Raw genomic sequence first — 23,364 nt, 5'->3', positions numbered from 1 at the left:
AATGGCTCCGTACCGGCTGGATGTTGTGACTCTGGCTCCGCAGGCCTTCGCGCCCATGCGCGAGCTGGGGGTAATCGGGCGTGCTTTTTGCGCTGGTCGCGTCGAGTTGGTTCTCCATAATCCGCGCGATCACGCCACCGATCGCTACCGCAAGGTCGACGATGAGCCCTATGGCGGTGGTGCGGGGATGGTGCTCAAGCCTGAACCGGTGTTTGCGGCTTTCGACGCGATTCCTGTTTGTGGGCGTCGCCGAGTGCTGCTGATGACGCCTCAAGGCCATCCGTTGCAGCAAGCCGATCTGCAGCGTTGGGCCAGTGACAACGATCAGCTTGTGCTGCTCTGTGGCCATTACGAGGGGTTTGACGAGCGCATTCGTTCCCTCGCTGATGAGGAGGTGTCGCTCGGCGACTTTGTGCTCACCGGCGGTGAGTTGCCTGCCATGACGATCATCAATGGTGTGGTGCGCTTGCTTCCGGGTACGGTCGGCAGCTCAGAATCACTCGTGGAGGAGAGCCACAGCGATGGCCTGCTTGAGCACCCGCACTACACCCGTCCAGCCGAGTTTCGAGGGATGGGGGTGCCCGAGGTGTTGCGCAGCGGAGACCACGGTGCCATTGCCCGCTGGCGTCAGCAGCAGCGGGAGCTGCGAACGGCAGATCGCCGACCGGATCTGATGCAACGCTGGCAGGAGCGCGTCGGCGCTGACAATGAGTCAGAGAACAGGGCCTGAATGACGCTTCGCATCGGCAACGGCTACGACATTCATCGGCTGGTGGACGGCCGGCCGCTGATTCTTGGCGGCCAGCGCCTTGAGCACCCTGACGGTGTTGGGCTCGATGGCCATAGCGATGCTGATGTTTTGGTGCACGCAATCATGGATGCCCTCCTCGGGGCGTTGTCCCTGGGGGATATCGGCTTGTATTTCCCGCCTACGGATCCCCAGTGGAAGGGGGCTGACAGCCTGGAGCTGCTGCGCCAAGTTGTGGCGCTTATCCAGCAGCGCGGCTGGCAGGTGGTGAATGTGGATTCGGTGGTGATCGCTGAGCGCCCCAAACTCAAACCGCACATCGAGGCCATGCGTACAGCCATCGCCATGGCGATGGGGATTGCGCCTGACCAGGTCGGTGTGAAGGCCACCACCAATGAACGCCTCGGTCCGGAAGGTCGCGAAGAGGGCATCGCCTGTTATGCCGTCGCCCTGCTGGGCCAATGATCACGTTCCCTTGGATCGGGCTGCGACGAGTTCTGTTTAACCTTTCAGGGCTTTGTTTGGCTCTGGTGATCGCGTTGGCTGGACACGATGATCTTCGCCTGATCGCCTTCGCAGACCCCGAAGGTGGTTATGACGTTGCCGTGGTGGAGCATCTGCGTATTCAGGTGCCTGATCAGGCGCGCGACGCCTGGATGGAGGCTGAACGGGGGAGCTGGGAGCCTTGGCTCACTCAGCAGAAAGGTTTCCTTGGTCGGGATTTGCTCTGGGATCCCACCAGCCAAGAGGGCACGCTGTTGATCCGTTGGAGCAGTCGAGAGGCTTGGAAAGCGATTCCTCAGGAGGAGGTGGAGGCCGTACAGCAGCGGTTTGAGTTGATCGCCCGTCAGGCTTTGGGGCAGGTCGAGGGGAATCCCTTCCCACTGGTGTACGAAGGGGAACTCCTACCCCCATGACCGTGGACGAGGCTCGTCTCGATCTTCAGCGCCGTCAGCGCCTGGGGATGGTGGAGGCCGTTTGGGGCCAGCACAAGAGTTCCGAGCAGATCGCGTCCATCCTGCGCAGCATGCGTGCTGCGGGTGAGTTGGCGCTTGTGACCCGGGTGAGTCCTGACAAGGCAGTCGCGGTTATGGACGCTTTGCCAACTGTGGAGTGGCATCGCGATGCAGGATGTCTGACGGATGGATCTCTCCCGAACCCTTCCCAGGATGTAAGGGTGGGCGTGCTTAGTGGTGGCACAAGCGATCGACGCGTTGCTGCCGAGGCGGAACTCTCTCTAAAGGTGCATGGGGTGGCGACCAAGGTGCTACTCGATGTGGGTGTGGCTGGCCTGCATCGTCTTCTGGCTGTACTGCCATCGCTTCAGCAGCTGGATGTGATCATTGCCTGCGCTGGGATGGAAGGGGCCTTGCCCACGGTGCTGGCCGGGCTGGTGCCCCAGCCAGTGATCGGTGTGCCTGTATCCGTGGGGTATGGCGTCAGTGCTGGTGGGCGTGCCGCCCTCGATGGCATGCTGGCGAGCTGTGCACCTGGTCTGACGGTTGTCAATATCGACAACGGCTACGGAGCTGCAATGGCCGCCTTGCGCATTCTCCAGGGGAGAGGCGTTTAATCCTGGGCAGACAATGCTGAAGAATTAATCCGTCGACGGATGGGGCAGGAGGGTTGCGACGGAGTCTTCAGGTTCCAGTTCCAGCGTGGCTTCGACCCAGAGACGTAGGGAACGGGGCAGACGACCCTGCTCATAACGCTGAAGGGCTTCCATCAAAACGCTGGAATTGACCCAAGAAGGGGATCTGGCCGACATTCAGCAAGTGCAGCAACCGCAAGGTGCTTGGAGCCTCGAAAGCGGGCAAGAGGGACGGTTGAAGATCTGGAATTGATTTAGGACGCTTGTTCGTACTTGGTCCCCAGTCGCCAGAGCTCATTGCTGTGGGTCGGTGATTCGACGTCCCTGAGCGTGCGGACCAGTTCAAAAAGATCGTTGCGGTCAAGCTCTCCGTTCGTCTGCCACTGCATTACTCGTGGATCTGGTCGGGATGCAGGGGCCAATGAACTGGTGCGTTAGTAGTCATTTCAACCTATCGATGTCATCCGCTTTTTACGCGTTTGATGACATCGATTCTGTGGAAGATTTTCTTAAACCTGCTTCAGAGGTGTTGAAGGTTGGGATACGCCGTCACCAGTTCATCAGCGCTGAGAACATCACCAGCGCCATCGGGCTGCCAGATCACTTCGAGAGCGATGAGATCACTGGAAGCCGTGGAACCGAGGATGCGCAAGGACTCTCGCAGGTCTTCACCGTTGTCGGCCTGTTTGAGATTCACTGATCGACGGCTGGCCACCAGGAGCGTGACCACAATGAATTCATTGGTCGCATCAGCATCGCCACGGCTGGCGGTGTCCTCGCTGTTGGATCGAACCCCGCCCACATTGGTGGTGAGCTCTTCACGCAGCTTGCTGCGCTCTGTCATGGACAGGCGGTTGAAGGTTGATTCAGCTGCGTTGAAGGGAACGCTGCCCGATTCGGCATTGGCGTAAACCCAAAGATCAGGCTGGCGCAGAAGGGCCAGCGTGGTGTCCTGAAGCACCCGCTGAAGTCCGGCTGGAGAGCTGGTGTCGGCGGATGAGGCGAGGGCACGTAAATCAGATTGAAGATCCTTGGCACTTGCAAGTAGGCCGATCTGCAGTTGAAGCAGCGACACAGGACCCATAGGAATTTCCCGAGGGCTGTCATATCCACCAACTCCACCGCCGATAGCGGGACGGTTTCCGGCTCCACGGAATGCATTCACCAGCACCCCGACGATGGCCATCAAAACGAGGAATCCAAGCAGTCCGCCGCCGCCGAAGCCGAAGATTGGAATGATGAAGGGGAAGCCGAAACCGCCGCCAAAGCCTCTGTTGTAGCCGCCGTTGTAGCCCCTCCTGACTCCACCGCCGTAGCCGCCGCTCCGGGGCATGCTTGGTGCCCTGAAGCTGCCGCCTCCGATCCGGCCACCACGGGCCGCATCACTGGGAAGGGGATGGATTAAGAGAAGACCCACCAGCAGCACTGGCACCATCAAGCCTGATAGCCAGCGGTGGATCGCTCGGTTGGTGAGGCGATTCGGCGAATGGGCCAAAACGACGTAAAAAACTGAGGTGATCCTAGGAACCACCACCAACAATGGTGACGATCTCAAGGCTGTCACCTTCTTGAACCGGCTGGTTCCCCCAGCGTTCGGGGGTGAGGATCAAACCGTTGAATTCAACGACAACCAGCCTGGGGTGATGGCCAAGGGCGTCAATTACTTGATCCAGATGGGTGAGGCCTCCGTCGATTTGACGTGCTTCTCCATTGACGGTGAGTTGCATGTTGAATCGACGGTCTAAAGAAGCAAGTCCAGCAGCTGCCGGCTGGCGAGTGCTGGATCGTCGGACGCCATGATCGCGCTCACCACGGCCACCCGGCTGGCGCCGGCCTCACGCACCTGGGGCAAGGTTGTGGCTGTGATGCCACCGATGGCGAACCAGGGAATGTGAGCTGCTGCGCAGGCTTCCTTCACCCAGTTCAGTCCGGCGGGTTGCCGATCGGCTTTGGTGGCTGTGGCGAACACCGGCCCCACGCCTGCATAATCCGCCCCTGCCTGTTGCGCCTCTTGAAGCTGCCCCAGCGCGTGGGTGCTGCGTCCGATCAGCTTCTCGCTGCCGAGGAGACGACGGGCCTCGTTGTGGGGCAGATCCTCCTGACCGAGATGAACACCGTCGGCATTCACGAGCAGGGCGAGATCGATTCGGTCATTCACGATGAACAGAGCGTGATGCGATTGGCAGAGCTCCGCCAGCTGCTTTGCTTCTTGCAGCCGCAGCCCATCGGATCCATGCTTGCGTCGGTACTGAACCAGAGTGACGCCTGAATCCAGGGCCGCGTTGACGTGGCGGACAAGCCGTCCGCTGTCGTCGTCGGTACTTGGATCTGTGATTAGGCAAAGCTTGGCCTCCTCCAGCTGTTGCTTGCGGCGGTTGTGTCCGCAGGCTTCAAGAATTCGCACCTCATGGTCGTAAAGCGAATAGCGCACTTCGGCTGCCGTTTGGGCAAGAACGGCATCAGCCGTGCGGGTGAATTCCTCAATCACCCGAAGTGCTTCTTGCACGCGGCTGGCATTGGCCTTCACGATGGCGACGCTGTTGGTGCGGCTGTTTTGGGCCGGATGGCCCAACCCTGCCGCGGTGTCAGTGGCGGTGGACCGGGCCTGTCGGTAAGCGTCGTCATGCAGCTGGCCGAGCTGTTGCCGCCAGTCCTTGAGCGGCACAACAAGGTCATGACGATCGAGACCGAACCGACACCAGTCTTCGATCACGCGCAGTCCCTCACGGGCTCGATCGAGGTTGGCATCGATCAGCCTCGCCACACGGGGATCAGTGCTGGGGGCGACAGGCATCGATTCCATGGCACTCTAGGCAGGATCTCATGCCTAACGCGGCGATGGAGAACGGCGGATCTGACAGCACAATGCACGTGCTGGTGTGGGGAATCATTTTGCTTGGAGGAATCGGCGTCTTCATTGTCTGGGGTTTGGCCAACGCCTACCCGGCCTGAGCCCTGAGCGTTTCTCTGGCTGCATCGGCATCACGTTTGATCTGATTGCTGAGCTCCTCGAGCCCAGCAAAACGCTTTTGGCCGCGGAGACGCCGCACCGGTTCCACTCTGATCGTGCGGCCCACGAGCTCCTTCTCCACATCGAGAAGATGCACCTCAACGGCTGAGGGGGACCCGGGATCCACAGTGGGTTGAGGTCCGAGATTCATCACCGCTGGCAGCCGCGTGCCGTTGCCATCCACCCAAGCCCAGGCCGCGTACACCCCAAGCCCGGGCAGGAATTTGCGGCCATCCACCTGCAGATTGGCTGTCGGCCATCCCAGACCACGCCCCAGCCCTCGCCCGCGCACCACCTCTCCTTGAAAGTGATAGGCACGGCCCAGCAGGGTGGCAGCTCTGTTCAGCTCTCCCGCGCTGAGCGCCGCGCGGATGCGGCTGCTGCTCATCCTCCCTTCCCCGTCTTCCAGGATCGGCACGACGCTGACCTTGACTCCAGCTGCTGAGGCCAGACGCGCCAGTGTGGTGGTGTCACCCTCGCGGCCGCGGCCGAAACGGAAGTTGGCTCCAACAGCAATGTGACGCGCCTGAAGAGTGGTCAGCAGCACTTGATCCACGAAGTCGGCGGCGCTCAGTTGTGACAGCTGCTTGGTGAACGGCACCAGGACCAGCTGATCAATCCCCAGGGGGTCGAGCAAATGCAGTTTTTCATCCGGGAGATCGAGGCGTAGGCGAGGCTCTCCGTGCAAAACCTCCCTGGGGTGGGGCCAGAAACTCACCACGGTGGGATGGCCGCCTTCAGGATCCGTGGTGATGGCCTTGATTACACGCCGGTGCCCGGCATGGAGACCATCAAAACTGCCCAGGGCTAGCGCAGTGGGCGTGCGGGCCTGCTGAGGTGAGCAGAGGGGGATCAACGGGCCGTGCACAGTGCGGTGGTTAGTGGCAAGTTTGGACGACAGACGACCAAGCCCGCATGGCCGACCGGCTCGATTTCCAGCTGCTGGCCCTTGGCCTGAAGCGGACGGCATGGATTCGCTTCTGGATCCAGACCGTCCTCGGTGTGGTGGTGGTCGGGGTGCTGCTCTTCAACAACATCGGCGGCAGCCTCTCCCGGAATGCAGATCGTGCAGTGGGACTGAGTCCGGGACTGTCCCTGACCACCCTGTCGTTCTTTGTGTTGCTCTTCAGCCTCTGGCAGGGCTGGCTGATCGTGCGCTTGGGGCGTGCGCTCGACAGCGGTGTGCGTCCGAGTCGCTCAGAAGCCAGTCGTCTGATCAAGCGAGGCATCTTTGCCGATCTCCTCGGACTGGTGTTGGCGGCGGTTGGCTATCAGTCGCTGGCAGGAGCCCTGTTCGTGCAAGCCTCGTCGCAGACTCCAGGAATTGCGATCGGTAGCCAGGGTGCTGCTGAGAACTTGGCAATCACCTCGCTGGAGATGCTCTCCGTTTTGAGCAACACGCAGGTGCTGTTCGCCCACCTGATCGGATTGCTGTTTTCGCTCTGGCTGCTGCAGAGGATCTATCGAACGCGTTGACCATTGAGGTCCAATCGTGGAAGACCTCCGAGGGGACCACGCCAGAACAACTCTGGTTGGATGGGGGTGAGTGAGGGGCTGTTGGCTTCGATCTGGGCCACATCCGTTGGCCAGTCCCTCGGACCATCCCCGCCCGACTCCAGGTCTTCCACGACTTCGCCCGCCAGCCAGTAATAGGTGCGGCCACGAGGATCCTTTCGTGGGCTGAACTGCTCGTCGTACCGACGGATTGAGAGGCGCGTCCAGCGCAGAGGGCCCATCACTTCTGGCCGGCAGGGGGGGATGTTCAAATTGAGGAGCAGATTCTCGGGCCATTGGTCCTTCAGAGCAGCTGTAGCCACGTCCACCGCCAGGGCGGCGGCACCCTGGAAGTCGCGCCACTGGAAACAGGCACTGCTGATGGCCATCGATGGCAACCCCTCGAGGGTTCCTTCCATCGCAGCGGCCACGGTGCCGGAGCAGAACACATCCGTCCCCAGATTCGGGCCATGGTTGATGCCGGACAGCACCAGGTCCGGCGCTTCGTCCATCAGCTCAAACAGGGCCAATTTCATGCAGTCGGCTGGTGTGCCGCTGCAGGCCCAAGCAGTGATCCCCGCATCAAACAGGCTGTCGGCTTTTTCGGCTCGAATCGGGGTTTGGAGGGTGAGGCCATGGCCGGTGGCGGATCGCTCGCGGTCGGGGCAAACCACGGTCACCTGATGCCCTGCCGCGGCAGCGGCAGCCGCCAGAGCGCGGATGCCGTCGGCAAATACCCCGTCGTCATTGCTGATCAAGATCCGCAAGGGGGCCATGGAATCAAACGCCGATGGGGCGAACCTAGTCGTGATCACTGCTTACAGTCAGCTGTCGTCTTGTCAAAGCCGTGAGCGCCACCGTCACCCTGCAGCAGCTCACCGATCAGCTGGAGGCCCTTGAGGCCGAAGCGGCTGAAGCCATCGCCGCCGCTGCCGATGCCGATGCCCTCGAGCAGTTGCGGGTTGGATTGCTTGGAAAGAAAGGCCGTCTCTCCGGCGTTCTCGGATCCATGGGTAAGTTGCCCGGCAACGAGCGGCCGCTGGTAGGGCAGCGCGCCAATGTTTTGAAAACTCAGGTGCAGACGCTCCTGGGAGAGCGCCTCCTGGCCGTGAAACAGGCCGCGATGGAGGCTCGCATCGCAGCGGAGACTCTGGATGTCACCGCTCCTCCGGTAGGCGTTCCCATGGGGCATCGCCACCCCTTGATCAGCACCACCGAGGAGATCGTTGATCTGTTCTGTGGTCTTGGTTATCAGGTGGAGGAGGGGCCCGAGGTGGAGACCGACCATCACAATTTCACCGCCCTCAACATTCCCCCGGAGCACCCGGCCCGGGACATGCAGGACACCTTTTATCTGAAAGACAACCTGCTGTTGCGTACGCACACCTCACCGGTGCAGATCCGGCATCTGGAAAGCAATCCACCGCCGGTGCGCATCGTGGCCCCCGGCCGCGTGTATCGCCGGGATGCCGTGGACGCCACCCATTCCCCGGTGTTCCACCAGGTGGAGGTGCTGGCCATCGATGAAGGCTTGGATTTCAGTCACCTGCGCGGCACGGTGATGGCCTTCCTCAAGGCCTTTTTCGGAGATCTGCCGGTGCGTTTCCGCGCCAGTTATTTCCCGTTCACAGAGCCTTCCGCTGAGGTCGATGTGCAGTGGCGGGGTCGCTGGCTTGAAGTGATGGGTTGCGGGATGGTGGACCCTGCGGTGCTCGAAGGCCTGGGGCTCGATCCTGAGCGCTGGAGTGGTTTTGCCGCTGGTCTTGGCGTGGAACGTTTTTGCATGGTCCGCCATGGCATTGACGACATCCGCCGGCTCTACACCAGCGATCTGCGCTTCCTCGAGCAGTTCTGAGGGCAGGGCTGATCCTTTGCGGGCGCGTTTCGGGGAAGAGTGATGCCCGATCTCTGCGCTCTCTCCATGATCCAGTGAGATGTGATTCGGCTTGAGCGGTGTCTGTGCTTTCGGTGTTCGATGGCTCCGCGCGAGCCCTGGAGATCGTTCAGGTTCTCTCGAAGCATGAATGGGCGTTTCTCTCCCAGCTTCTGCGTCGTGGTGATGCCGAGGAGACCAGGCTTCCCCTGCCATCGGTGCTGTGCAACATCCTCACGGAGCTGGGACCGGTTTACGTGAAGCTGGGCCAGTTGCTCAGCACGCGCCCGGACCTGCTCGGTGAGGCCTATATCGAGGCCCTCAGTGAGCTGCAGGCCAACGTGCCGCCAGTGCCCTGGGAGAAGGTGCGTCCCCAACTGGAAGAGCAGCTGAACAGCGAGGTCACGCAGGCCTTCCGCACGTTCGACCACGATCCGATTGCAGCTGGCAGTGTGGGACAGGTGTACCGGGCCTCCTTGCAGGACGGGGTGCCGGTGGCCGTGAAGGTGCTGCGGCCAGGCATCGAGGTCCAGGTGGCTGAGGACGGCCGTCTGCTGCGCAAGATTGCGGCCCTGGCCTCAGCCACGGCGTTGGGCAGCCAGTACGACTTCATCGGGCTGGCTGACCAGGTGCTTGATGCCCTGGGCCGAGAATTGGATTTCCGCATCGAAGCTCAGAACACTCTCCGTTTGGAGCGCTGTCTGGAGGCCTCTTCATTTGTTCCTGAGGGGCAGCTGCGGTTGCCCCAGGTGGTGCAGAACCTCTCCGGTCAGCGGGTGCTGGTGTTGGAGTGGATTGAAGGGGACGCCATCCTCACGGACCAAGCGCGGCTCTCCCTCAGCCAGGGTCCGGGGGTTGGTGCCACCACCACGGCGCTTCTGGGTGCCTTTGTGGAGCAGTACTTCGTGGAGGGTTTTTTCCATGCTGATCCCCACCCGGGGAATCTGAAGGTGTTGAGCGATGGCAGCGTGGTGCTGCTCGATGCCGGCATGGTCGGCGTGTTCGACCCGCGCACCCGCAGCAATCTGCTGGATCTGGTGCTGGCGCTGATCAATCAGGATGGTGCCAGGGCCACCGATCTGCTGGAACAGATCGCTCCAGCAGCCCGCGGGATAAAGGTTGACCGGCAACAGCTCCAACGCCAGTTGGATGCGTTGATTGCCAGCAGTTTCTCCAAACCCTTGGAAGAGCTGAATTTCGCTCTGTTTTTGGCCGATCTTCTGCAGTTGGCCAACCGCACTGGTCTGCGCGTGCCCGGAACGCTTGGGCTGTTTGTGAAGTCGGTCACCAATTTGGAAGGTGTGGGCTGCTCGCTCAACCCTGCGTTCAGTTTCACCGGAGAAATGCAGCCCCTGGTGGCTCAATTGCTGGCGCGCTCGGTGATGTTGCCGCAGGAGCGTTTGATGCAGTTCGGCCTGGATCTGCGCAATTTCTCCCTTGAAGCGCCGCGTCAATTCAGTCAGCTGCTGCGGCGTTTTAGCAGTGATGAGCTCGTGTTTGCCCTGCAGCTTGAGGGGCTGGAGTCGTTGCGCGCCACGCTGGAGCGACTGTCGCAGCGGGTGTCGCTGGCGATTCTGGTGGCCGCACTGCTGCTCAGCGCCACGCTGATGGCGACGCTCGCTCAGCAGCAATTGCTGCGCAATGTGAGCGAGGGCTTGTTTATCGGCGCCACGCTCTTCGGTCTCTGGTTGATCGTGTCCCTGCTTCGCTCCAGCCGTCGCTGATCAACAAAGATCCAACCGAGGGCCATTCAGCTGAGCTTTCTCATAAACTTGTTGTGCTGTTGCTTGATGCGATCGGTGCCCCGGGTCGGACTGATCGTCAACGATGGCAAGCCTCTGGCGGTTGAGATCGCCATCACCATTCAGGCTCGCCTGGAGCGCGGCGGCCACGAGGTGGTGAGAGTGAGTAGCTCCGGAGGGATGGTGGGCTTTGCCAATCCCGACCAGCACCTGCGCATGCTCGGATACAACGCCTGTGTTCCCGAAGGCTTTGATCCGTCGATGGCCCTGGCGATCGTGCTGGGGGGAGATGGCACGGTGCTCTCGGCCGCGCGTCAGACAGCGCCGGTGGGTGTGCCGATTCTCACGATCAACACGGGCCATCTCGGCTTTTTGGCCGAGGCTTACCTCGATGACCTGGATCGGGCCTTGGATCAGGTGCTCACGGAGCAGTGGACGATTGAGGAGCGTGCCAATCTGGTGGTGAGCGTGATGCGCGGCGATCAACGCCGCTGGGAGGCTCTGTCGCTCAACGAAATGGCTCTGCACCGTGAACCACTCACGAGCATGTGTCACTTCGAGATCGCCATCGGCCGCCACGCACCGGTGGATATTTCTGCGGATGGCGTCATTCTCTCCACACCCACCGGATCCACGGCTTATGCCCTCAGCGCTGGAGGACCGGTGATCACACCCGATTGTCCGGTGCTGCAGCTGACGCCGATCGCGCCTCACTCGCTGGCCTCAAGAGCTCTGGTGTTCAGCGACCAGGAACCTGTGACCGTGTTTCCCGCCACGCCGGAACGGCTGATGATGGTGGTGGACGGCAGTGCGGGCTGTTATGTGTGGCCTGAAGACCGGGTGCTGATCCGGCGCAGCGACCATCCCGTTCGGTTTGTGCGCCTGACAGACCATGAGTTCTTCCAGGTGCTGCGCAACAAACTGGGCTGGGGTCTTCCTCACGTGGCCAAGCCCAATCGTTCATGACTGTTTCTGAAACGCTGATGAGCGAAAGCGATGAACGCCCTTTGGTGTTGTTGCTGGGCCAGGACGCTTTGGCCCTGGCGGACCGGCTGCTGGCGTCTGGCTACCAAACCCACGCGGGGGCGTCTGCCGGGATTAGTGGCGTGCCGGCGGCGGGCCTTGTAGGAGCTGATGCGATCGATCAGGTGGCCTCGCTCAGGGATCGGTTTGGGTCAATGCCGATCCTGATTGGCGTCAGCGAAGACACGATTGAGGCCCGCGAGGTTTGTTTCAGCTGCGGAGCAGACGATTTCTGGTTCACCACGAGTGGGCCAAGCGATCTGTTGCAGAGGCTGCGGCTGCATCTGGTGATTCAGGACCGCAGCCAGATGCGTCGTCCCTTATTAAAGGTGGGCGATCTCAGTGTTGACATCAGCTGCCGGCAGGTTCGGCGTGGCCAGAGGCCCGTTGCTCTCACGTCTCGTGAATACGCCCTGCTGATGTTGCTGATGGAGGAGCGCGGCACCGTGGTGGGCCGCGACAGGATCCTGCGTGAGGTCTGGAACGACGAACAGGGATCCTCTAGCAACGTGATCGAGGTCTATGTGCGTTATTTGCGTCAGAAGCTGGAGGAGGGGGGTGAGTCGCGACTGATCCATACGATTCGTGGCCGCGGCTACTGCCTCAACGATGGTGCGCCAAGACTCGACCCCAGCTGATGGAGCTGCCACCGCCACCGCAAAACCTGCCGATTGAAGCGCGCTGGTGCCTGGAGTCGCGTGAATCCGCCTGCATTGATCTGGAGGTGGCTGATACGCCCAGGGAACAGCAGCTCGGCTTGATGCAACGTCCAGCGCTGCCGCCGCTGCGAGGCATGTGGTTCCCCGCCAGTCCGCCCCGCCCCATGCGCTTCTGGATGTTGAACACCCTCGCCGCGCTCGATCTGGTGTTTGTGCGGGATGGACAGGTGCTGGCGATTTCCGCTGAAGTGCCTGTCTGTCCATCGCTTCCTTGCCCGTCCTATTGGGCGGATGCTGATGGAAACGGGCGTGCGGATTTCGCTGATGGTGTGATCGAGATCGGTGCTGGCGAAGCGGCGCGCCTGGGGATCAAGATCGGCGACTCCGTTGTGATTGAAGGCCTGTGAACGAACGCCGATGATTGAACATTTGCTCGTCAATTTCAAAACGAACGAGTAAGCACGACCTGTCGTTTGGTGCGTTCGATCATTGTCTGGATCCTCAGCTGTCTGGGTCACCGCTGAGGATCAGCTGAAAGGTCTGTTGGAGTGTGGGTTGGGTCCTGCTGGGCGCGGCATTGTGAAAGAACACTCTCGAGCGTTGCAGAGCAGCGTTGAATGGTATGGCCGATGTTTCAGCTCTGATGCGGTCGGTGCTTGCCGGTACGGATGCCCACGTGTACGTCAAGGACTCCAACTTTCATTTCGTTTATGGCAATGCGGCTGTGGCCCGCACATTGCAAACGACCCCTGAGCAGATGATCGGAAAAGCCGATGTTGATTTCGTTGATGAGCAATCGGCTTTTCCTTTTCGCGAAGCCGATCAACGGGTCCTTGCTACTGGTAAGCCTGAGGTTTTGCTCACCGAGATCTTTGTCAACGGAGAACGATTGGCCTTCGAAGACCGTAAGTTTCCCGTGCAGCTTCCCGATGGCAGCGAGGGCGTTGGCGGCATCGCCTTTTTGCGTCGAGATCAATGAAAGCGCCGCTGTCTCCAGGATTCTTCTGTACTTAACCGAAGAACCCCTTGGATTGCAGGAATAGTCCGATGGCCAGCAGCGGCCCGAAGCCGGCGATCAGCACGGTGATCTTCATGCGCAGCGGGGAAACCTGTTTGTTCTTCTGAATTGACATGGTGCCTGACGCTGTTCTCAGCCTGATTCTGGGGCTCAGGACCCCGGTTTTGTGCCCTTGAGGATCAGAACGGGATTCATCGGCGCCAGGCGAGTGCCCTCGGCAAGAGGCTGACCGCGCCAGGATTGTTGCTGGCTGATCCGCAGCTGCAGCCCGGCCAGCTCGAGCACAGGCCGCAGTTCGGCAAGAGCTTCCAGGGTGGCCAGGGGGATGACCACGATGCCGCCGGGTCTGAGGCGATCAATCACTCCCTTCAGCAGGGCTGTTCGTTGGCGCCCGCCTCCTCCCACCAGCACGCGATCTGGATCCGGAAGCTGAGGCAGCAGCGTCAGAGCATCCCCTTCAAGTACGGAGCTCGGTGCAACGCCGAGGCGTCGGGCATTGGCCTGGATCAAAGCCCCGCCACCGCTTCGTCGTTCGATCGCCATCAGCTGCAGCCGCGGGCGCAGGCGTAGGGCCTCCAGGCCCACACTCCCTGTTCCAGCCCCCAGATCCCAAAGTACGCCTTGTTCCGGCAGGTCGAGATCCGAGAGCAGCTGGATGCGCACCTCCCGTTTGGTCATCAGCCCAGGGCGGTCGTCGTGCTGCAGGTAGTCGCCATCCTCAATCCCAAACAATGGAAGAGCCTCTGGCGCGGATGGGACGGGAGGTTGGGCCAGCAGTACAACCAGGTGCAGAGGATGAAGGTCATCCGGGCAAGGCTTGTTCGCTTCGATGCACTGCACGCGTTCGTCGTGGTGACCGAGGGCTTCACACAGCCAGAGGCAGTAGCTCGATTCGAGTCCGCTGCCGCGCAGAGTCGCGCGGACCTCTTCGACGCCCCCTCGGCCTGGATCGGTGAGCACCGCCAGGGCGGCCGGCCGTTTCTGCAACCGCTGGGCCAGGGGGCTGGGATCACGGCCGTGCAGGCTGATCCATTCGGCTTCCTGCCAGGGTCTGCCCAGGCGGGCGAAGGCCAGCTGCATGGAGGAGGGTGCTGGGTGGAAACGCAGCCGCTTGCTCCCCAGCCGCTCGATCAACACGCGACCAATGCCGAACCACAGGGGATCTCCACTGGCCAGCACCACAATCCGCAGGGTCTGCGCAAGCGGGCGAAGGGCTTCACTGAGGGCAATCGGATCATCACTGGCCAAGCGCTGCTGTTCGGTGGCGCGACTGCCCAGCCAATCCACAAGTTGGGGCAGCATGCGCTTTGGAGCTGCCACCAGGTCAGCGTCTTGCACCAGGCTTTGGTGCATCGGAGGTAGGGACGCAGGTGCGCCAGCGTCGGTTCCGATCACATCGATCATGACGTCATTGTGCTGAAGCCTGGATGTGGTGGGGATGGTCCCGATCGGGCAAATCTTTGGTGCAAAGTTTTGCGTTGACCGGACTCTTTTTTAGGAGCTGGCTAAAGAAGGTTCACCTTGAACTTTGGCAATGCCAGTGCGCTCTATCGCCCGCCGCGGCTCCCTAGCGCTTTTGGCCTCTGCCATCACGGCAGGTGTTTTGGTGAGCTCCTGCGGCAAGTCGGAAGAGAGCAAGACGGCTTCGGCTGGCAGCGACTGTCCGAAAGCAGCGGTGGTTCAGGAGGGCACAGCCGTGACACCGGTGACAAAAGCCAATTACGCCGTTGCAGAAACTGAAGTGATCTTGGCGGATTACGTACGCAAGATCGCCAAGGGCACCTGCAGCGATGGCGTTGGTGTTTTCCTCCACCAGCGCGCAGCCATGGATCCAAAGGAGCGCACCATCCTGCGCCCCAATTTCGACACCCTGTATTCCTTCGCGGTGCTTGATCTCGAGAGCCCCGCCACTGTGGTCCTTCCTGATACGGACCGTTACCAGATTCTCGAAGTCATCGATGAAGAGCATTGGATTCCCCTGATCAGTGACAAACCAGGCAGTTATGAGTTGACCAAGGAGTCAGTTGGCAGTCGCTATGCCTTCGCTTTCGTACGCACGCAGGTCAATGTGCAGGATCCAGAGGATCTCAAGAAAGCAGCTGCTGCGCAGGATGGGATCAAGCTTGAGCAAGCCAAGAAAGGTGAATTTGTCTCGAAGAAGAAATACGACATGAAAGAGATCCTTGCTTTGCGTGAGGATTACAACAAGCGTCGAGAACCTGAAGGAGTTACATCAGAGATGGCGTTTGGAAAGAAGGGTGAATTGACAGAGGAATTGCGTAACTTTGGCGTTGCGGTTGGCTGGGGCGGCCTTCCCAAAGAGGGAGCCGTTTATCCCTTCCCCAAAGTGGTCAATTCCACTGAGCCCCACACGCTCACCTTGAAAGATGTACCCAGTGATCCCCGTGCTTTCTGGTCGGTGACTGTCTATGACCAGAAGGGGTTTTCAACCGGTGAAAGCTATAATATTAACAGTGCGTTTGCCAAAAAGAATGAGAATGGAGACTATGTGATTCACTTGGGTGGAGATAAGAGCAAAGACAATTATCTTGATATCTATCCAGGCTGGAATGTTGCTCTACGGATTTACTCGCCAACTGAGAATTATTTCAACGGAAACTGGACACCGCCTCAATTTGAGCCTGCGAATTGATTAATCGCTTCAGTGCGCATCAATCTAATTATTCATTTGTATTAAATTCATGACCAAAATTTTTTCCAGTTCCGCTACTGCGGCTCTGCTTGGCATCGCTTTGATTGCAGGCGGATGCGGTCAGACCAAAGCGCCTGATGCATCCTCCGAAGCACAATCTGATGCAACAGCAAAGGCATCATCTTCATCGCAAGCGTCTAAGCCAGAGGATTGCCCGAAGCCTGCCGTTGAGATCCAAAGTGAAGAGGTTGTGCCCGTTACCAAGGCCAACTACGCCGCAGCAGAAACCCAAATCGTGATGGCCGCTTATGTGGGCAAAATTGCCAAGGCCACCTGCAGTGGAGGTGTGGGGGTGTTGTGGAACGACAGCAAGGCTGCTGATCCCAAGGATCGAACGGTGATCCGGATTAATTTCGATACCCTCTATTCCTGGTTGGTTCTTGATCTCAACAGCCCAGCGACGATCACATTGCCTGAAACGGGTGGTCGTTATCAGAGCGCCATGGTTGTGAATGATGAAGGGTATACCTATGTGCATCAAGATCCCGGTGAATACAAGCTCACCAAGGAGGCCGTTGGCAGTCGCTATGCAACGGTGGCCTTCCGTACCGGTGTGAACATTCAGGACCCAGCTGATGTTGCGAAGGCGCAGGCCTTGCAGGCCAAGCTTGCGGTGAAGCAGGCACAGAAAGGGACCTTCATTCAGCCCAACCAATGGAATAAGGAGCAAATGCTTGCTCTGCGCGCCGACTACAACAAGGAGCGCAACGAGAAGGGGATCCAGTCGGAGGCCTTGTATGGGCGTAAGGGAGTCGTTTCTCCTGAGCAGAACAATATGGGAGTCGCCGTTGGCATTGGTGGACTTCCCAAAGAGGGAGCGGTGTACCTCTTCTACACACCCACATCAACCGATCCCCAGACACTCACTCTTAAAGATGTTCCCAATGCTGATAATGCCTTCTGGTCATTGACTGTGTATGACAAGGAGGGCTTCCCCACGGGTGAGCCGTTCAATTTGAACAGCGCCTTTGCGAAAACGAATGACCAGGGCGACGTTGTCGTTCACTTTGGCGGTGATAAAAATCAAGACAACTATCTTGCAATCTATCCAGGTTGGAATGCCACCTTGCGCATCTACAAACCTAAGCCTGCCTATTTCGACGGCAGTTGGGACCGGCCTGAATTGCAGTTAGCTCAATAGCTGGCCGGATTCGTTTTGTTTGAGGGCTCTTCTTGATAGGGCCCTATAGATCAGGAATTGAATGTTGCTGATCGGTCGCGCAGGCTTGCAATGAAAGCGACAACACAGATGCCCCAGATCACTCCTTTCACGATGATCCCACTAACATCTTCAATCGGGTGATCAGGCCTAAAAGTAGCGCCTCTCAAGTAGGCCTCCAGATGAGCAAAAAAGGGCACAAACATTCCGCCTGCGCTGTATCCCCATGCCCCAGCGAGGTACATGGTGGATTGGCTCAGTTTGGCCGTGCAGGCTGCTGCAGCCAGAAGTAACAAAATGCCTGAGCCATAGTCCTCAAGCATCGTTGTGGCGTTGATTGCGAAATAGTCGAGGCCGCGACGTGCAGTCTCGCCAAGGATGAAGATAGCTCCCATGGCATAGGCCATGGCTTGGGTTCCTTTCATGTTGAAGAAAAGTGCTTCTTAGGCTCAGTTTGCTCTCGCTGAACAGTTTGCGCTGGTCTTGTCTGGGAGAACTTTCGATTTCTGTCTGTATTGGTTGAGCTGCACAGATTGAACAGATGGAATAACAGAGCTTTCCTTTTTAAATCATTGCCTGAATGGGATCATCTTTAAATGTCCCTTGGCTGCCGCTTCTCGAAGTTACCCCTAGCTTCCAAATAGTGAGCTCTATCTTCGGATGACCATGACGCGTCGGCTGAGTCCGGTTTTCAAAGGACTCTCCACTGTCACCCTTGCTGCTTTGCTCGCTGTGGGCTATTCCAGTAAGTCTGATGGCGGCAATCAGTCTTTGAATAAAGGCAGCGGTGATGTCCCTAAGGGGTATACGTCGCCTATTCCGGACGAGCTGATGACGCCGGATTCGGTGAAAACCAGTGCCGGTACGTTCAACTTCTTTGATGGCATGCCCGATGCGGTCACTGCCAAGGCCAGCTTCGACAACCTCAAGTTCATTCGGGCTTATGAGACGTTCCTTACCTTGATGCCTGCGGCCAGCATCGAGATGTTGCGGGCTGGACATGCCTCTCAGGGAGTGACGGATCACACCAAGGTCATGTTGATGGCCCCACTGAATTCCAACCCCCTCTTTCTCACGGGTAACACCGATACGGTGTATGGGTCCACCTTCTTCAATTTGAAGAATACAGGGCCGTTGGTGATCGAGATTCCGGCAGGTCTTGGCCCTGGCACCATCAATGATGCATTCTTCCGCTTCGTGGCTGATACCGGAGCTCCCGGGCCGGACAAGGGCAAAGGCGGCAAGTATCTGATCCTTGGTCCTGACGACAAGGAGCCTGAGAATACCGATGGTTATTTCGTTTTCCGTTCGCCCAGTTACTCCAACTGGTTGATTTTAAGAGCCTTTCTCGATGATGAGGGTAAGCCAGATCAGGCTGTTGCGAATTATAAGAAAGGCCTAAGGCTCTACCCACTTTCGCAGAAAGATGACCCTCCAGCAATGACCTTTATTCAAGGAGGTGAAGGTGTATTTAACACGGTTCATGCGAATAATTTCCACTTCTTTGAAGAGCTCGACACGGTGATTCAGCGGGAGCCGATCAATCTGCTTGATCCTGAATTAAGAGGTTTGGCGTCATCGATTGGTCTGGAAAAAGGCAAGCCTTTTGCACCCAGCGCGCAGGAACGAGAACTCCTGGAGGAGGCGGTGCAGGTGGGTGTGGCTTATGTGCGCGCTGATATGGGCAAACCTCGCAACCCTGAGGTTTATTTCTACGAAGGTAAGCAATGGTTCACACCGTTTGGTGGTGGGAGCTACGAATGGCTGATTGATGGCGGTAAAGGAGGTCGGAATCTCGACGCTCGAAACAATTTCTTCTGGGGATACACCGTCAACACGCCAGCGATGGTGCTGAAGATGGAGGGCGTTGGCTCCCAGTACGGAGTGGTGGCTACAGATTCCACTGGCGCCTATCTCGATGGCAGCAAGACCTACAAATTCACGGTTGAGGCCGATGTTCCGGCGAAGGATTTCTGGTCGATGGTTGTTTATGACCCTCAGACCCGTTCTGAGCTGCAGACCGATCAGCTTCTTCCCAGCAAGAACAGCAAGCGCAATCAAGACATGGTTGTGAATGCTGACGGAACCACTGATCTGTATTTCGGCCCCTCAGCGCCGAAAGGTATGGAAGCGAATTGGATTCAAACGGTTCCTGGTAAGGGCTGGTTCGCTGTCTTCCGTCTCTATGGCCCGCTTCAACCTTGGTTCGACAAAACCTGGCAGCTCAACGACATCGAGCAGGTCAAGTGAGCCCTGTCATTCCTGAAATCCCTCCCATTTTTTGCTCTTCCATGAAACGCTTCACCCGCCTTCAGTTTGTTCTCGCTTCCGCTCTGCTCGTAGCCGGAAGTGGGGTTGTTCTCAAAGCCAACAACCTCATTCCCAAGGGTTACAACACGCCAATTCCTGGTGATGTGTTGACGCCGGATTCGGTTCAAACCCGAATCGGTACGTTCAATTATTTCGATGGTTTTCCCGACGATGAAACCATGCGCAAGGCACGCCGTCAGGTGGACCTAGGGCGTGGCGTTCAGACATTCCTGAACTTCATTCCCGCAGCATCCCTCGAGATGCTCTACGTCGGTCACCGTGATGGCTATGGCTTGAAGCCAAATCGCGACATCGGGTTGTTCGAAGAGCTGATGAGCTCCACATCCCTCTGGCTCACTGGGAACACCGACACGGTATACGCCTCAGCCTTTCTGGATCTCAGTGAAGGTCCTGTTGTGGTGGAAGTTCCCCCTGGCACAGGTCCTGGAACTGTCAATGATGCCTTCTTCCGTTTTGTTGTTGATATGGGCGGCCCTGGTCCAGATAAAGGTAAGGGCGGCAAGTATTTGATTCTTGGCCCAGGTCAGGAAGCTCCGGCGAGCACAGAGGGCTACTTCGTGGCCAGAACCCCGAGCAAGATCAACTGGCTGATCCTTCGTGGCTTCCTCGATCAGCAAGGCAAGCCCGATACAGCAAAAGCGGCATTTATGAATGGCCTCAAGGTGTATCCCTTCGCTAAAAGGAACAACCCTCCTGCCAACACGTTCAAGAACCTTACCGGTTCTGACGTGAACACGATCCATGCCAATGACTTCAAGTTCTACGAAGAACTCAATGACGTGATCCAGCGTGAGCCATCTGAGGTTTTCTCTCCTGAACTCCTGGGGATGGCTTCAGCAATCGGCATTCAAAAAGGGAAGCCATTTAAGCCATCGAAGGAACAAAAAGCCCTGCTGACTGAAGCTGTTGCCATCGGAAATGCCACAGCGCGTTCGATTCTGTTTGCTCCGCAGGATCCCAAGGCCTATATCTATCCCGGTAAAGCCGGCTACTGGCAAACCGGCTTCCCAGGCGGAAACCATGACTATGTCGTCAATGGCGGCAAGGGTGGGCGCGACATGGACGGACGCACCCTGTTTTTCTATCTCGCCACAGTGAATACTCCGGCGATGGTGCTGGAACTTCCTGGTGTGGGTTCGCAGTACGCCTTTTCTTCTCGTGACAGTAGCGGTGCCTATCTGGATGGTTCTAAAACCTACAAACTCAACATCCCTGCCAATCCCCCTGCCAAGAGGTTCTGGTCGTTTGTTGTTTACGACCCGCAAACCCGCTCCATGTTGCAGAGCAAGGAGATGCCCTACCCCAGCAAAAACAACAAGCGCAATCCTGAGATGGCCAAGAATGCCGACGGCAGCATTGATCTGTATTTCGGCCCTGAAGCCCCTGCTGGGAAAGAGGCCAACTGGGTGAAGACGGTTCCAGGAAAGGGTTGGTTCGGCATCTTCCGTCTTTATGGCCCAGGTCAGGAATGGTTTGACCGCTCCTGGAAGCTGGGAGCGATTGAAAAAATCTGATTGTTTTGACGATCTGAAATTTGTTTGGTTAATTCTCTTTTTACTGAATTCTTATGGCTCGTTCTGTTGATGTGGCTGTGATTGGTGGTGGTTTTGCCGGGATCACAGCAGCCCGTGACCTTCAAAAGCGGGGTTTCAAGGTCCTTCTCTTGGAAGCCCGAGATCGCTTGGGCGGTCGTACCTGGCACAAGCCGGTGAACGGTTTTGCGGTGGAACTTGGTGGAACCTGGATTCATTGGACCCAGCCATTCGTCTGGGCGGAAAAAGAACGCTACGGCCTTGAGATTCAGGAAACACCCGGCTGTGCTGCCGAGCGGATTGCGATCAAGATCGGTGATCAGGTGCATGACCTGCGCGAAGACCAGTTGGCTGAATTTGTTGATGGCTTTCATCAGTTTTTTGCAGAATCCAAGGCGGTTTGGGAGCTCCCTTACGACTCTCGTCACACGCGTGAGGCGATTGTTGAATGTGATGCTCTAACGGTGGCTGATCGGATGAATGCTTTGGAACTCACTCCCTTGCAGCGGACTGCTGTCGGGGGCATGCTCGAGATCCTTTCGATGAACCAACCCGCGAATGCTTCCTATGTGGAGATGATGCGTTGCTGGTCGCTCACCGGTTGGAATTACGAGCTGTTCAACGACACTGCCGCCCGTTACAAGTTCACGGAAGGGACTGGCGCTCTCGTTTCTGCGATTGAAGAGGATGGTGCTTTTGAAGTTGCACTGAACACGTCGGTGTCCTCTATTCAGCACTCAGCGACCGGTGTGTCAGTGACAACCGTGAATGGTGAGGTTGTCACTGCCAAGCGTGCTGTGGTGACTGTGCCGCTGAATGTGTTGAACAGCGTTTCGTTTGATCCGCCGCTCTCTGCGGTGAAGCAAGAGGCTTCGCAGCTGAAGCACGTCGGGGGCGGATACAAGGTGTTTTTTGAAGTGGAGGGTGACCCCGGAGCGGTGATGACCCTGTCCCGCTCCACCGATTCACCCCTGATCGGCAGCTTCACCTACAAACGCGGCGAGCAGCATTCGGTGTTGGCCGGGTTCAGTCTCGAACCCGGTGCCCTGGAGAAGCCAGTCTCTGAATGGCAAACCATTCTCGAAGAATTCATTCCTGGTGTTCGCCTGCTCTCTACGTTTGGTCATGACTGGGGTGATGACGCGCTTTCCAACGGCAGCTGGTGCACCTACCGACCCGGTTGCTTCGAACGCTTCGCCGATGAGCTTCCGCATCACGAAGGTCATCTGTACTTTGCCTCCGGTGATACCACCGAGGGTTGGCGCGGCTTCATCGAAGGCGCCATCGCCAGCGGCTCGCGTACGGCTGTGAATGTGGCTGACAGCCTGACTTCTCAGGCTGCTGCATCAGTCAAACAGCCAGCGCAGGCCTAGGTTCACGCCGCTTTGATCAACGCTGTAGGAATTACCACCGCCTCCGGCATAGTCAAGGCCGAAATACTTGTAGGAGAGTGAGATCTGAGCTGAGTTTCCTAGCGCATAGGCAATGCCTGCCTGGGCGGTTCCACTCAGATCCTTTTCTCCGCTCAGCCCGAATCCACCTGCGTCAAGGTAGGCAAAGGCCTGCCAGTCCTCACTGATGGCATAGGTGCCATAGACACCAATCAGCGGTTGCACCCAGGTGTTGCCGAAATTTTCACTTGAGGATTTCTCCAATTTGCGGCTGAGTTCTCTGTTGACGCGTACTCCCTCAACGGAGAGTGTTGTCTCGTTGTTCAGCGTGAAGTTGGTGCGAACGTTGGCGTCAATGATCCTCGCTCCGACAAGTCCAAGAAAGCTGCTGCTCCCTTTTTCCATGCGAGGTTTCTGGATAGCACCCCCGCGGTAACGGAAAGCCAGATCAACGATGGTTTGATTGGCCTCTACATCGAGATCAAGATCGCCTTCGACACGAAGAGTGCGTTTTCGAAGAGCACTTGGAAGATCCAGTCGGTTTCGTAAGGGATTGTTGGTTTCGTTGTAGAAGTTTGCGGATTGGCTATCCGACAAACTGCCGCTGTAGATCCCTGCCATGAACCCCAAGCGTCCATATTCCACCTGAGCTCTGAAGGTCAGTGCTTTATCGAGCTTGTCGATGACCTCGGAAAGTGGTAGTTCTGAGTCTGTTCTGTTGCCATTGACTTCTGACGTCGTGTAAGTCGTCGGCACCAAAAAGGCATAGAGATCAAGATAGACCCGCCAGGAGTCTTCCTCATCTTCCTGAGATTCTTCCTCATTGTTGACTGATTCAGCCTGGCTAAGCACCAGTGGTGTGCTGAAATCAGTTGCGTTCGCCTCGTCAGGAGTGCTTTCGTCTTGTGGCTTCGCTGCAACCTCCACACTCAGGAAGCTCAGTGTCGCAAGAAGGGCCAAGGATAAAGCTCGCATCACAACAGAGGTTGAATTCGCAAACGGTAGGGACGGCTTGGAATCATTGCTTCTCAAAATGGTCCCATTTGTGCAGAATTATTCCGGACAGGATTTGACCTTGCT

General features: G+C 58.0%; 27 protein-coding genes. 17 read left to right on the top strand and 10 right to left on the bottom strand.

Annotated elements, in window-relative coordinates:
- Window position 1: 1 nt before the first annotated feature.
- Genes trmD through larB form a run of 4 tightly spaced genes read left to right on the top strand, consistent with a single transcriptional unit; the run spans window position 2 to window position 2,321 of the window.
- A complete protein-coding gene (trmD, locus tag WH7805_RS14935; RefSeq protein ID WP_006041915.1) occupies window positions 2-730 on the top strand; it encodes a tRNA (guanosine(37)-N1)-methyltransferase TrmD in 729 nt (242 codons plus the stop codon).
- Entirely contained in the window at window positions 731-1,213 is a 483-nt protein-coding gene (ispF, locus tag WH7805_RS14930) for a 2-C-methyl-D-erythritol 2,4-cyclodiphosphate synthase (protein WP_006041914.1), read from the top strand.
- The gene (locus WH7805_RS04970; protein ID WP_006041913.1) at window positions 1,210-1,665 is read left to right on the top strand and encodes a TIGR03792 family protein; all 456 of its coding nucleotides are present in this window, start codon (window positions 1,210-1,212) and stop codon (window positions 1,663-1,665) included. The genes ispF and WH7805_RS04970 overlap by 4 nt, the downstream gene beginning before the upstream one ends.
- On the top strand, window positions 1,662-2,321 hold the full coding sequence (gene larB / locus WH7805_RS04965) for a nickel pincer cofactor biosynthesis protein LarB (protein ID WP_006041912.1): 660 nt from the start codon (window positions 1,662-1,664) through the stop codon (window positions 2,319-2,321). Before WH7805_RS04970 ends, larB begins: the two co-directional genes overlap by 4 nt.
- A 24-nt stretch (window positions 2,322-2,345) precedes the next feature.
- Here the strand turns inward: larB and WH7805_RS14695 are convergent, their stop codons facing one another.
- The 4 genes from WH7805_RS14695 to WH7805_RS04950 form a co-directional block, all read right to left on the bottom strand.
- Entirely contained in the window at window positions 2,346-2,516 is a 171-nt protein-coding gene (locus tag WH7805_RS14695; RefSeq protein ID WP_198005734.1) for a hypothetical protein, read from the bottom strand.
- Between the two features lie 343 nt (window positions 2,517-2,859).
- Window positions 2,860-3,834 (bottom strand): DUF1517 domain-containing protein, encoded by a 975-nt coding sequence (locus WH7805_RS04960; RefSeq protein WP_006041908.1) that lies wholly within the window; start codon window positions 3,832-3,834, stop codon window positions 2,860-2,862.
- Window positions 3,835-3,859: 25 nt separating this feature from the next.
- Entirely contained in the window at window positions 3,860-4,066 is a 207-nt protein-coding gene (gene thiS / locus WH7805_RS04955) for a sulfur carrier protein ThiS (protein WP_006041907.1), read from the bottom strand.
- A gap of 14 nt (window positions 4,067-4,080) precedes the next feature.
- Entirely contained in the window at window positions 4,081-5,142 is a 1,062-nt protein-coding gene (locus tag WH7805_RS04950) for a thiamine phosphate synthase (RefSeq protein ID WP_006041906.1), read from the bottom strand.
- A 20-nt stretch (window positions 5,143-5,162) separates the two neighbouring features.
- On the opposite strand from WH7805_RS04950, the gene WH7805_RS15075 reads away from it, so the two are divergent.
- Window positions 5,163-5,291, top strand: coding sequence for a hypothetical protein (locus WH7805_RS15075; RefSeq protein WP_255344575.1), 129 nt, complete (start codon window positions 5,163-5,165; stop codon window positions 5,289-5,291).
- Here the strand turns inward: WH7805_RS15075 and WH7805_RS04940 are convergent.
- Entirely contained in the window at window positions 5,279-6,205 is a 927-nt protein-coding gene (locus tag WH7805_RS04940) for a bifunctional riboflavin kinase/FAD synthetase (RefSeq protein ID WP_038005065.1), read from the bottom strand. The genes WH7805_RS15075 and WH7805_RS04940 overlap by 13 nt on opposite strands.
- Window positions 6,206-6,264: 59 nt before the next feature.
- Here WH7805_RS04940 and WH7805_RS04935 point away from each other — a divergent pair, with 59 nt between their 5' ends.
- Window positions 6,265-6,825, top strand: coding sequence for a DUF3611 family protein (locus tag WH7805_RS04935; protein ID WP_006041903.1), 561 nt, complete (start codon window positions 6,265-6,267; stop codon window positions 6,823-6,825).
- Here the strand turns inward: WH7805_RS04935 and surE are convergent.
- On the bottom strand, window positions 6,810-7,619 hold the full coding sequence (surE, locus tag WH7805_RS04930; protein ID WP_006041902.1) for a 5'/3'-nucleotidase SurE: 810 nt from the start codon (window positions 7,617-7,619) through the stop codon (window positions 6,810-6,812). The genes WH7805_RS04935 and surE overlap by 16 nt on opposite strands.
- A 71-nt stretch (window positions 7,620-7,690) precedes the next feature.
- Here surE and pheS point away from each other — a divergent pair, with 71 nt between their 5' ends.
- The 6 genes from pheS to WH7805_RS04900 all read left to right on the top strand — a co-directional run bounded on the left by pheS (window position 7,691) and on the right by WH7805_RS04900 (window position 13,119).
- The gene (gene pheS / locus WH7805_RS04925; protein ID WP_006041901.1) at window positions 7,691-8,698 is read left to right on the top strand and encodes a phenylalanine--tRNA ligase subunit alpha; all 1,008 of its coding nucleotides are present in this window, start codon (window positions 7,691-7,693) and stop codon (window positions 8,696-8,698) included.
- Between the two features lie 98 nt (window positions 8,699-8,796).
- Entirely contained in the window at window positions 8,797-10,440 is a 1,644-nt protein-coding gene (locus WH7805_RS04920) for an AarF/ABC1/UbiB kinase family protein (protein ID WP_006041900.1), read from the top strand.
- 75 nt (window positions 10,441-10,515) lie between these two features.
- Window positions 10,516-11,424, top strand: a complete 909-nt coding sequence (locus tag WH7805_RS04915) for an NAD(+) kinase (RefSeq protein ID WP_006041899.1) — start codon at window positions 10,516-10,518, stop codon at window positions 11,422-11,424.
- A 17-nt stretch (window positions 11,425-11,441) separates the two neighbouring features.
- Window positions 11,442-12,119 carry a response regulator transcription factor gene (locus tag WH7805_RS04910; RefSeq protein WP_038005056.1) on the top strand — a complete coding sequence of 226 codons (678 nt, stop codon included), beginning with the start codon at window positions 11,442-11,444 and terminating at the stop codon, window positions 12,117-12,119.
- Complete coding sequence (locus WH7805_RS04905) at window positions 12,119-12,547, top strand: DUF192 domain-containing protein (protein WP_006041897.1); 429 nt, start codon at window positions 12,119-12,121, stop codon at window positions 12,545-12,547. The genes WH7805_RS04910 and WH7805_RS04905 overlap by 1 nt, the downstream gene beginning before the upstream one ends.
- A gap of 215 nt (window positions 12,548-12,762) precedes the next feature.
- A complete protein-coding gene (locus WH7805_RS04900; protein WP_006041896.1) occupies window positions 12,763-13,119 on the top strand; it encodes a PAS domain-containing protein in 357 nt (118 codons plus the stop codon).
- A gap of 31 nt (window positions 13,120-13,150) precedes the next feature.
- Here the strand turns inward: WH7805_RS04900 and WH7805_RS15070 are convergent, their stop codons facing one another.
- Complete coding sequence (locus WH7805_RS15070; RefSeq protein ID WP_006041895.1) at window positions 13,151-13,273, bottom strand: hypothetical protein; 123 nt, start codon at window positions 13,271-13,273, stop codon at window positions 13,151-13,153.
- Between the two features lie 35 nt (window positions 13,274-13,308).
- Window positions 13,309-14,562: a bifunctional cobalt-precorrin-7 (C(5))-methyltransferase/cobalt-precorrin-6B (C(15))-methyltransferase gene (locus WH7805_RS04895; protein ID WP_006041894.1), complete on the bottom strand. Its 1,254-nt coding sequence runs from the start codon at window positions 14,560-14,562 to the stop codon at window positions 13,309-13,311.
- Window positions 14,563-14,692: 130 nt separating this feature from the next.
- On the opposite strand from WH7805_RS04895, the gene WH7805_RS04890 reads away from it, so the two are divergent.
- Window positions 14,693-15,811: a DUF1254 domain-containing protein gene (locus tag WH7805_RS04890; RefSeq protein ID WP_006041893.1), complete on the top strand. Its 1,119-nt coding sequence runs from the start codon at window positions 14,693-14,695 to the stop codon at window positions 15,809-15,811.
- 49 nt (window positions 15,812-15,860) lie between these two features.
- Entirely contained in the window at window positions 15,861-17,012 is a 1,152-nt protein-coding gene (locus WH7805_RS04885) for a DUF1254 domain-containing protein (RefSeq protein WP_006041892.1), read from the top strand.
- 50 nt (window positions 17,013-17,062) lie between these two features.
- Here WH7805_RS04885 and WH7805_RS04880 read toward each other — a convergent pair whose 3' ends face one another.
- The gene (locus WH7805_RS04880) at window positions 17,063-17,455 is read right to left on the bottom strand and encodes a hypothetical protein (RefSeq protein WP_006041891.1); all 393 of its coding nucleotides are present in this window, start codon (window positions 17,453-17,455) and stop codon (window positions 17,063-17,065) included.
- Window positions 17,456-17,690: 235 nt separating this feature from the next.
- Between WH7805_RS04880 and WH7805_RS04875 the strand changes: the two genes are divergently transcribed.
- The 3 genes from WH7805_RS04875 to WH7805_RS04865 are packed head-to-tail and all read left to right on the top strand — an operon-like array spanning window position 17,691 to window position 22,266.
- A complete protein-coding gene (locus tag WH7805_RS04875; RefSeq protein WP_006041890.1) occupies window positions 17,691-19,280 on the top strand; it encodes a DUF1254 domain-containing protein in 1,590 nt (529 codons plus the stop codon).
- A gap of 41 nt (window positions 19,281-19,321) precedes the next feature.
- The gene (locus WH7805_RS04870) at window positions 19,322-20,875 is read left to right on the top strand and encodes a DUF1254 domain-containing protein (protein WP_006041889.1); all 1,554 of its coding nucleotides are present in this window, start codon (window positions 19,322-19,324) and stop codon (window positions 20,873-20,875) included.
- A gap of 53 nt (window positions 20,876-20,928) precedes the next feature.
- Window positions 20,929-22,266, top strand: coding sequence for an NAD(P)/FAD-dependent oxidoreductase (locus tag WH7805_RS04865; RefSeq protein WP_006041888.1), 1,338 nt, complete (start codon window positions 20,929-20,931; stop codon window positions 22,264-22,266).
- Here WH7805_RS04865 and WH7805_RS04860 read toward each other — a convergent pair.
- Window positions 22,240-23,244 (bottom strand): outer membrane protein, encoded by a 1,005-nt coding sequence (locus WH7805_RS04860; protein WP_232198955.1) that lies wholly within the window; start codon window positions 23,242-23,244, stop codon window positions 22,240-22,242. The two genes, WH7805_RS04865 and WH7805_RS04860, sit on opposite strands and share 27 nt — an antisense overlap.
- Window positions 23,245-23,364: the final 120 nt, after the last annotated feature.

The sequence above is a fragment of the Synechococcus sp. WH 7805 genome (assembly GCF_000153285.1).
Lineage (GTDB): Bacteria > Cyanobacteriota > Cyanobacteriia > PCC-6307 > Cyanobiaceae > Synechococcus_C.
Note: the sequence above shows the minus strand (reverse complement) of the source record. Positions and strands in the feature narration are given on the sequence as shown.

Bases quoted from the DNA above. Each gene is read 5' to 3' on its own strand.
- trmD (WP_006041915.1), top strand. From the start codon at position 2: ATGGCTCCGTACCGGCTGGATGTTGTGACTCTGGCTCCGCAGGCCTTC.
- ispF (WP_006041914.1), top strand. From the start codon at position 731: ATGACGCTTCGCATCGGCAACGGCTACGACATTCATCGGCTGGTGGAC.
- WH7805_RS04970 (WP_006041913.1), top strand. From the start codon at position 1,210: ATGATCACGTTCCCTTGGATCGGGCTGCGACGAGTTCTGTTTAACCTT.
- larB (WP_006041912.1), top strand. From the start codon at position 1,662: ATGACCGTGGACGAGGCTCGTCTCGATCTTCAGCGCCGTCAGCGCCTG.
- WH7805_RS14695 (WP_198005734.1), bottom strand. From the start codon at position 2,516: ATGTCGGCCAGATCCCCTTCTTGGGTCAATTCCAGCGTTTTGATGGAA.
- thiS (WP_006041907.1), bottom strand. From the start codon at position 4,066: ATGCAACTCACCGTCAATGGAGAAGCACGTCAAATCGACGGAGGCCTC.
- WH7805_RS04950 (WP_006041906.1), bottom strand. From the start codon at position 5,142: ATGGAATCGATGCCTGTCGCCCCCAGCACTGATCCCCGTGTGGCGAGG.
- WH7805_RS15075 (WP_255344575.1), top strand. From the start codon at position 5,163: ATGCCTAACGCGGCGATGGAGAACGGCGGATCTGACAGCACAATGCAC.
- WH7805_RS04935 (WP_006041903.1), top strand. From the start codon at position 6,265: ATGGCCGACCGGCTCGATTTCCAGCTGCTGGCCCTTGGCCTGAAGCGG.
- surE (WP_006041902.1), bottom strand. From the start codon at position 7,619: ATGGCCCCCTTGCGGATCTTGATCAGCAATGACGACGGGGTATTTGCC.
- WH7805_RS04910 (WP_038005056.1), top strand. From the start codon at position 11,442: ATGAGCGAAAGCGATGAACGCCCTTTGGTGTTGTTGCTGGGCCAGGAC.
- WH7805_RS04905 (WP_006041897.1), top strand. From the start codon at position 12,119: ATGGAGCTGCCACCGCCACCGCAAAACCTGCCGATTGAAGCGCGCTGG.
- WH7805_RS04900 (WP_006041896.1), top strand. From the start codon at position 12,763: ATGGCCGATGTTTCAGCTCTGATGCGGTCGGTGCTTGCCGGTACGGAT.
- WH7805_RS15070 (WP_006041895.1), bottom strand. From the start codon at position 13,273: ATGTCAATTCAGAAGAACAAACAGGTTTCCCCGCTGCGCATGAAGATC.
- WH7805_RS04895 (WP_006041894.1), bottom strand. From the start codon at position 14,562: ATGATCGATGTGATCGGAACCGACGCTGGCGCACCTGCGTCCCTACCT.
- WH7805_RS04890 (WP_006041893.1), top strand. From the start codon at position 14,693: ATGCCAGTGCGCTCTATCGCCCGCCGCGGCTCCCTAGCGCTTTTGGCC.
- WH7805_RS04885 (WP_006041892.1), top strand. From the start codon at position 15,861: ATGACCAAAATTTTTTCCAGTTCCGCTACTGCGGCTCTGCTTGGCATC.
- WH7805_RS04880 (WP_006041891.1), bottom strand. From the start codon at position 17,455: ATGAAAGGAACCCAAGCCATGGCCTATGCCATGGGAGCTATCTTCATC.
- WH7805_RS04875 (WP_006041890.1), top strand. From the start codon at position 17,691: ATGACCATGACGCGTCGGCTGAGTCCGGTTTTCAAAGGACTCTCCACT.
- WH7805_RS04870 (WP_006041889.1), top strand. From the start codon at position 19,322: ATGAAACGCTTCACCCGCCTTCAGTTTGTTCTCGCTTCCGCTCTGCTC.
- WH7805_RS04865 (WP_006041888.1), top strand. From the start codon at position 20,929: ATGGCTCGTTCTGTTGATGTGGCTGTGATTGGTGGTGGTTTTGCCGGG.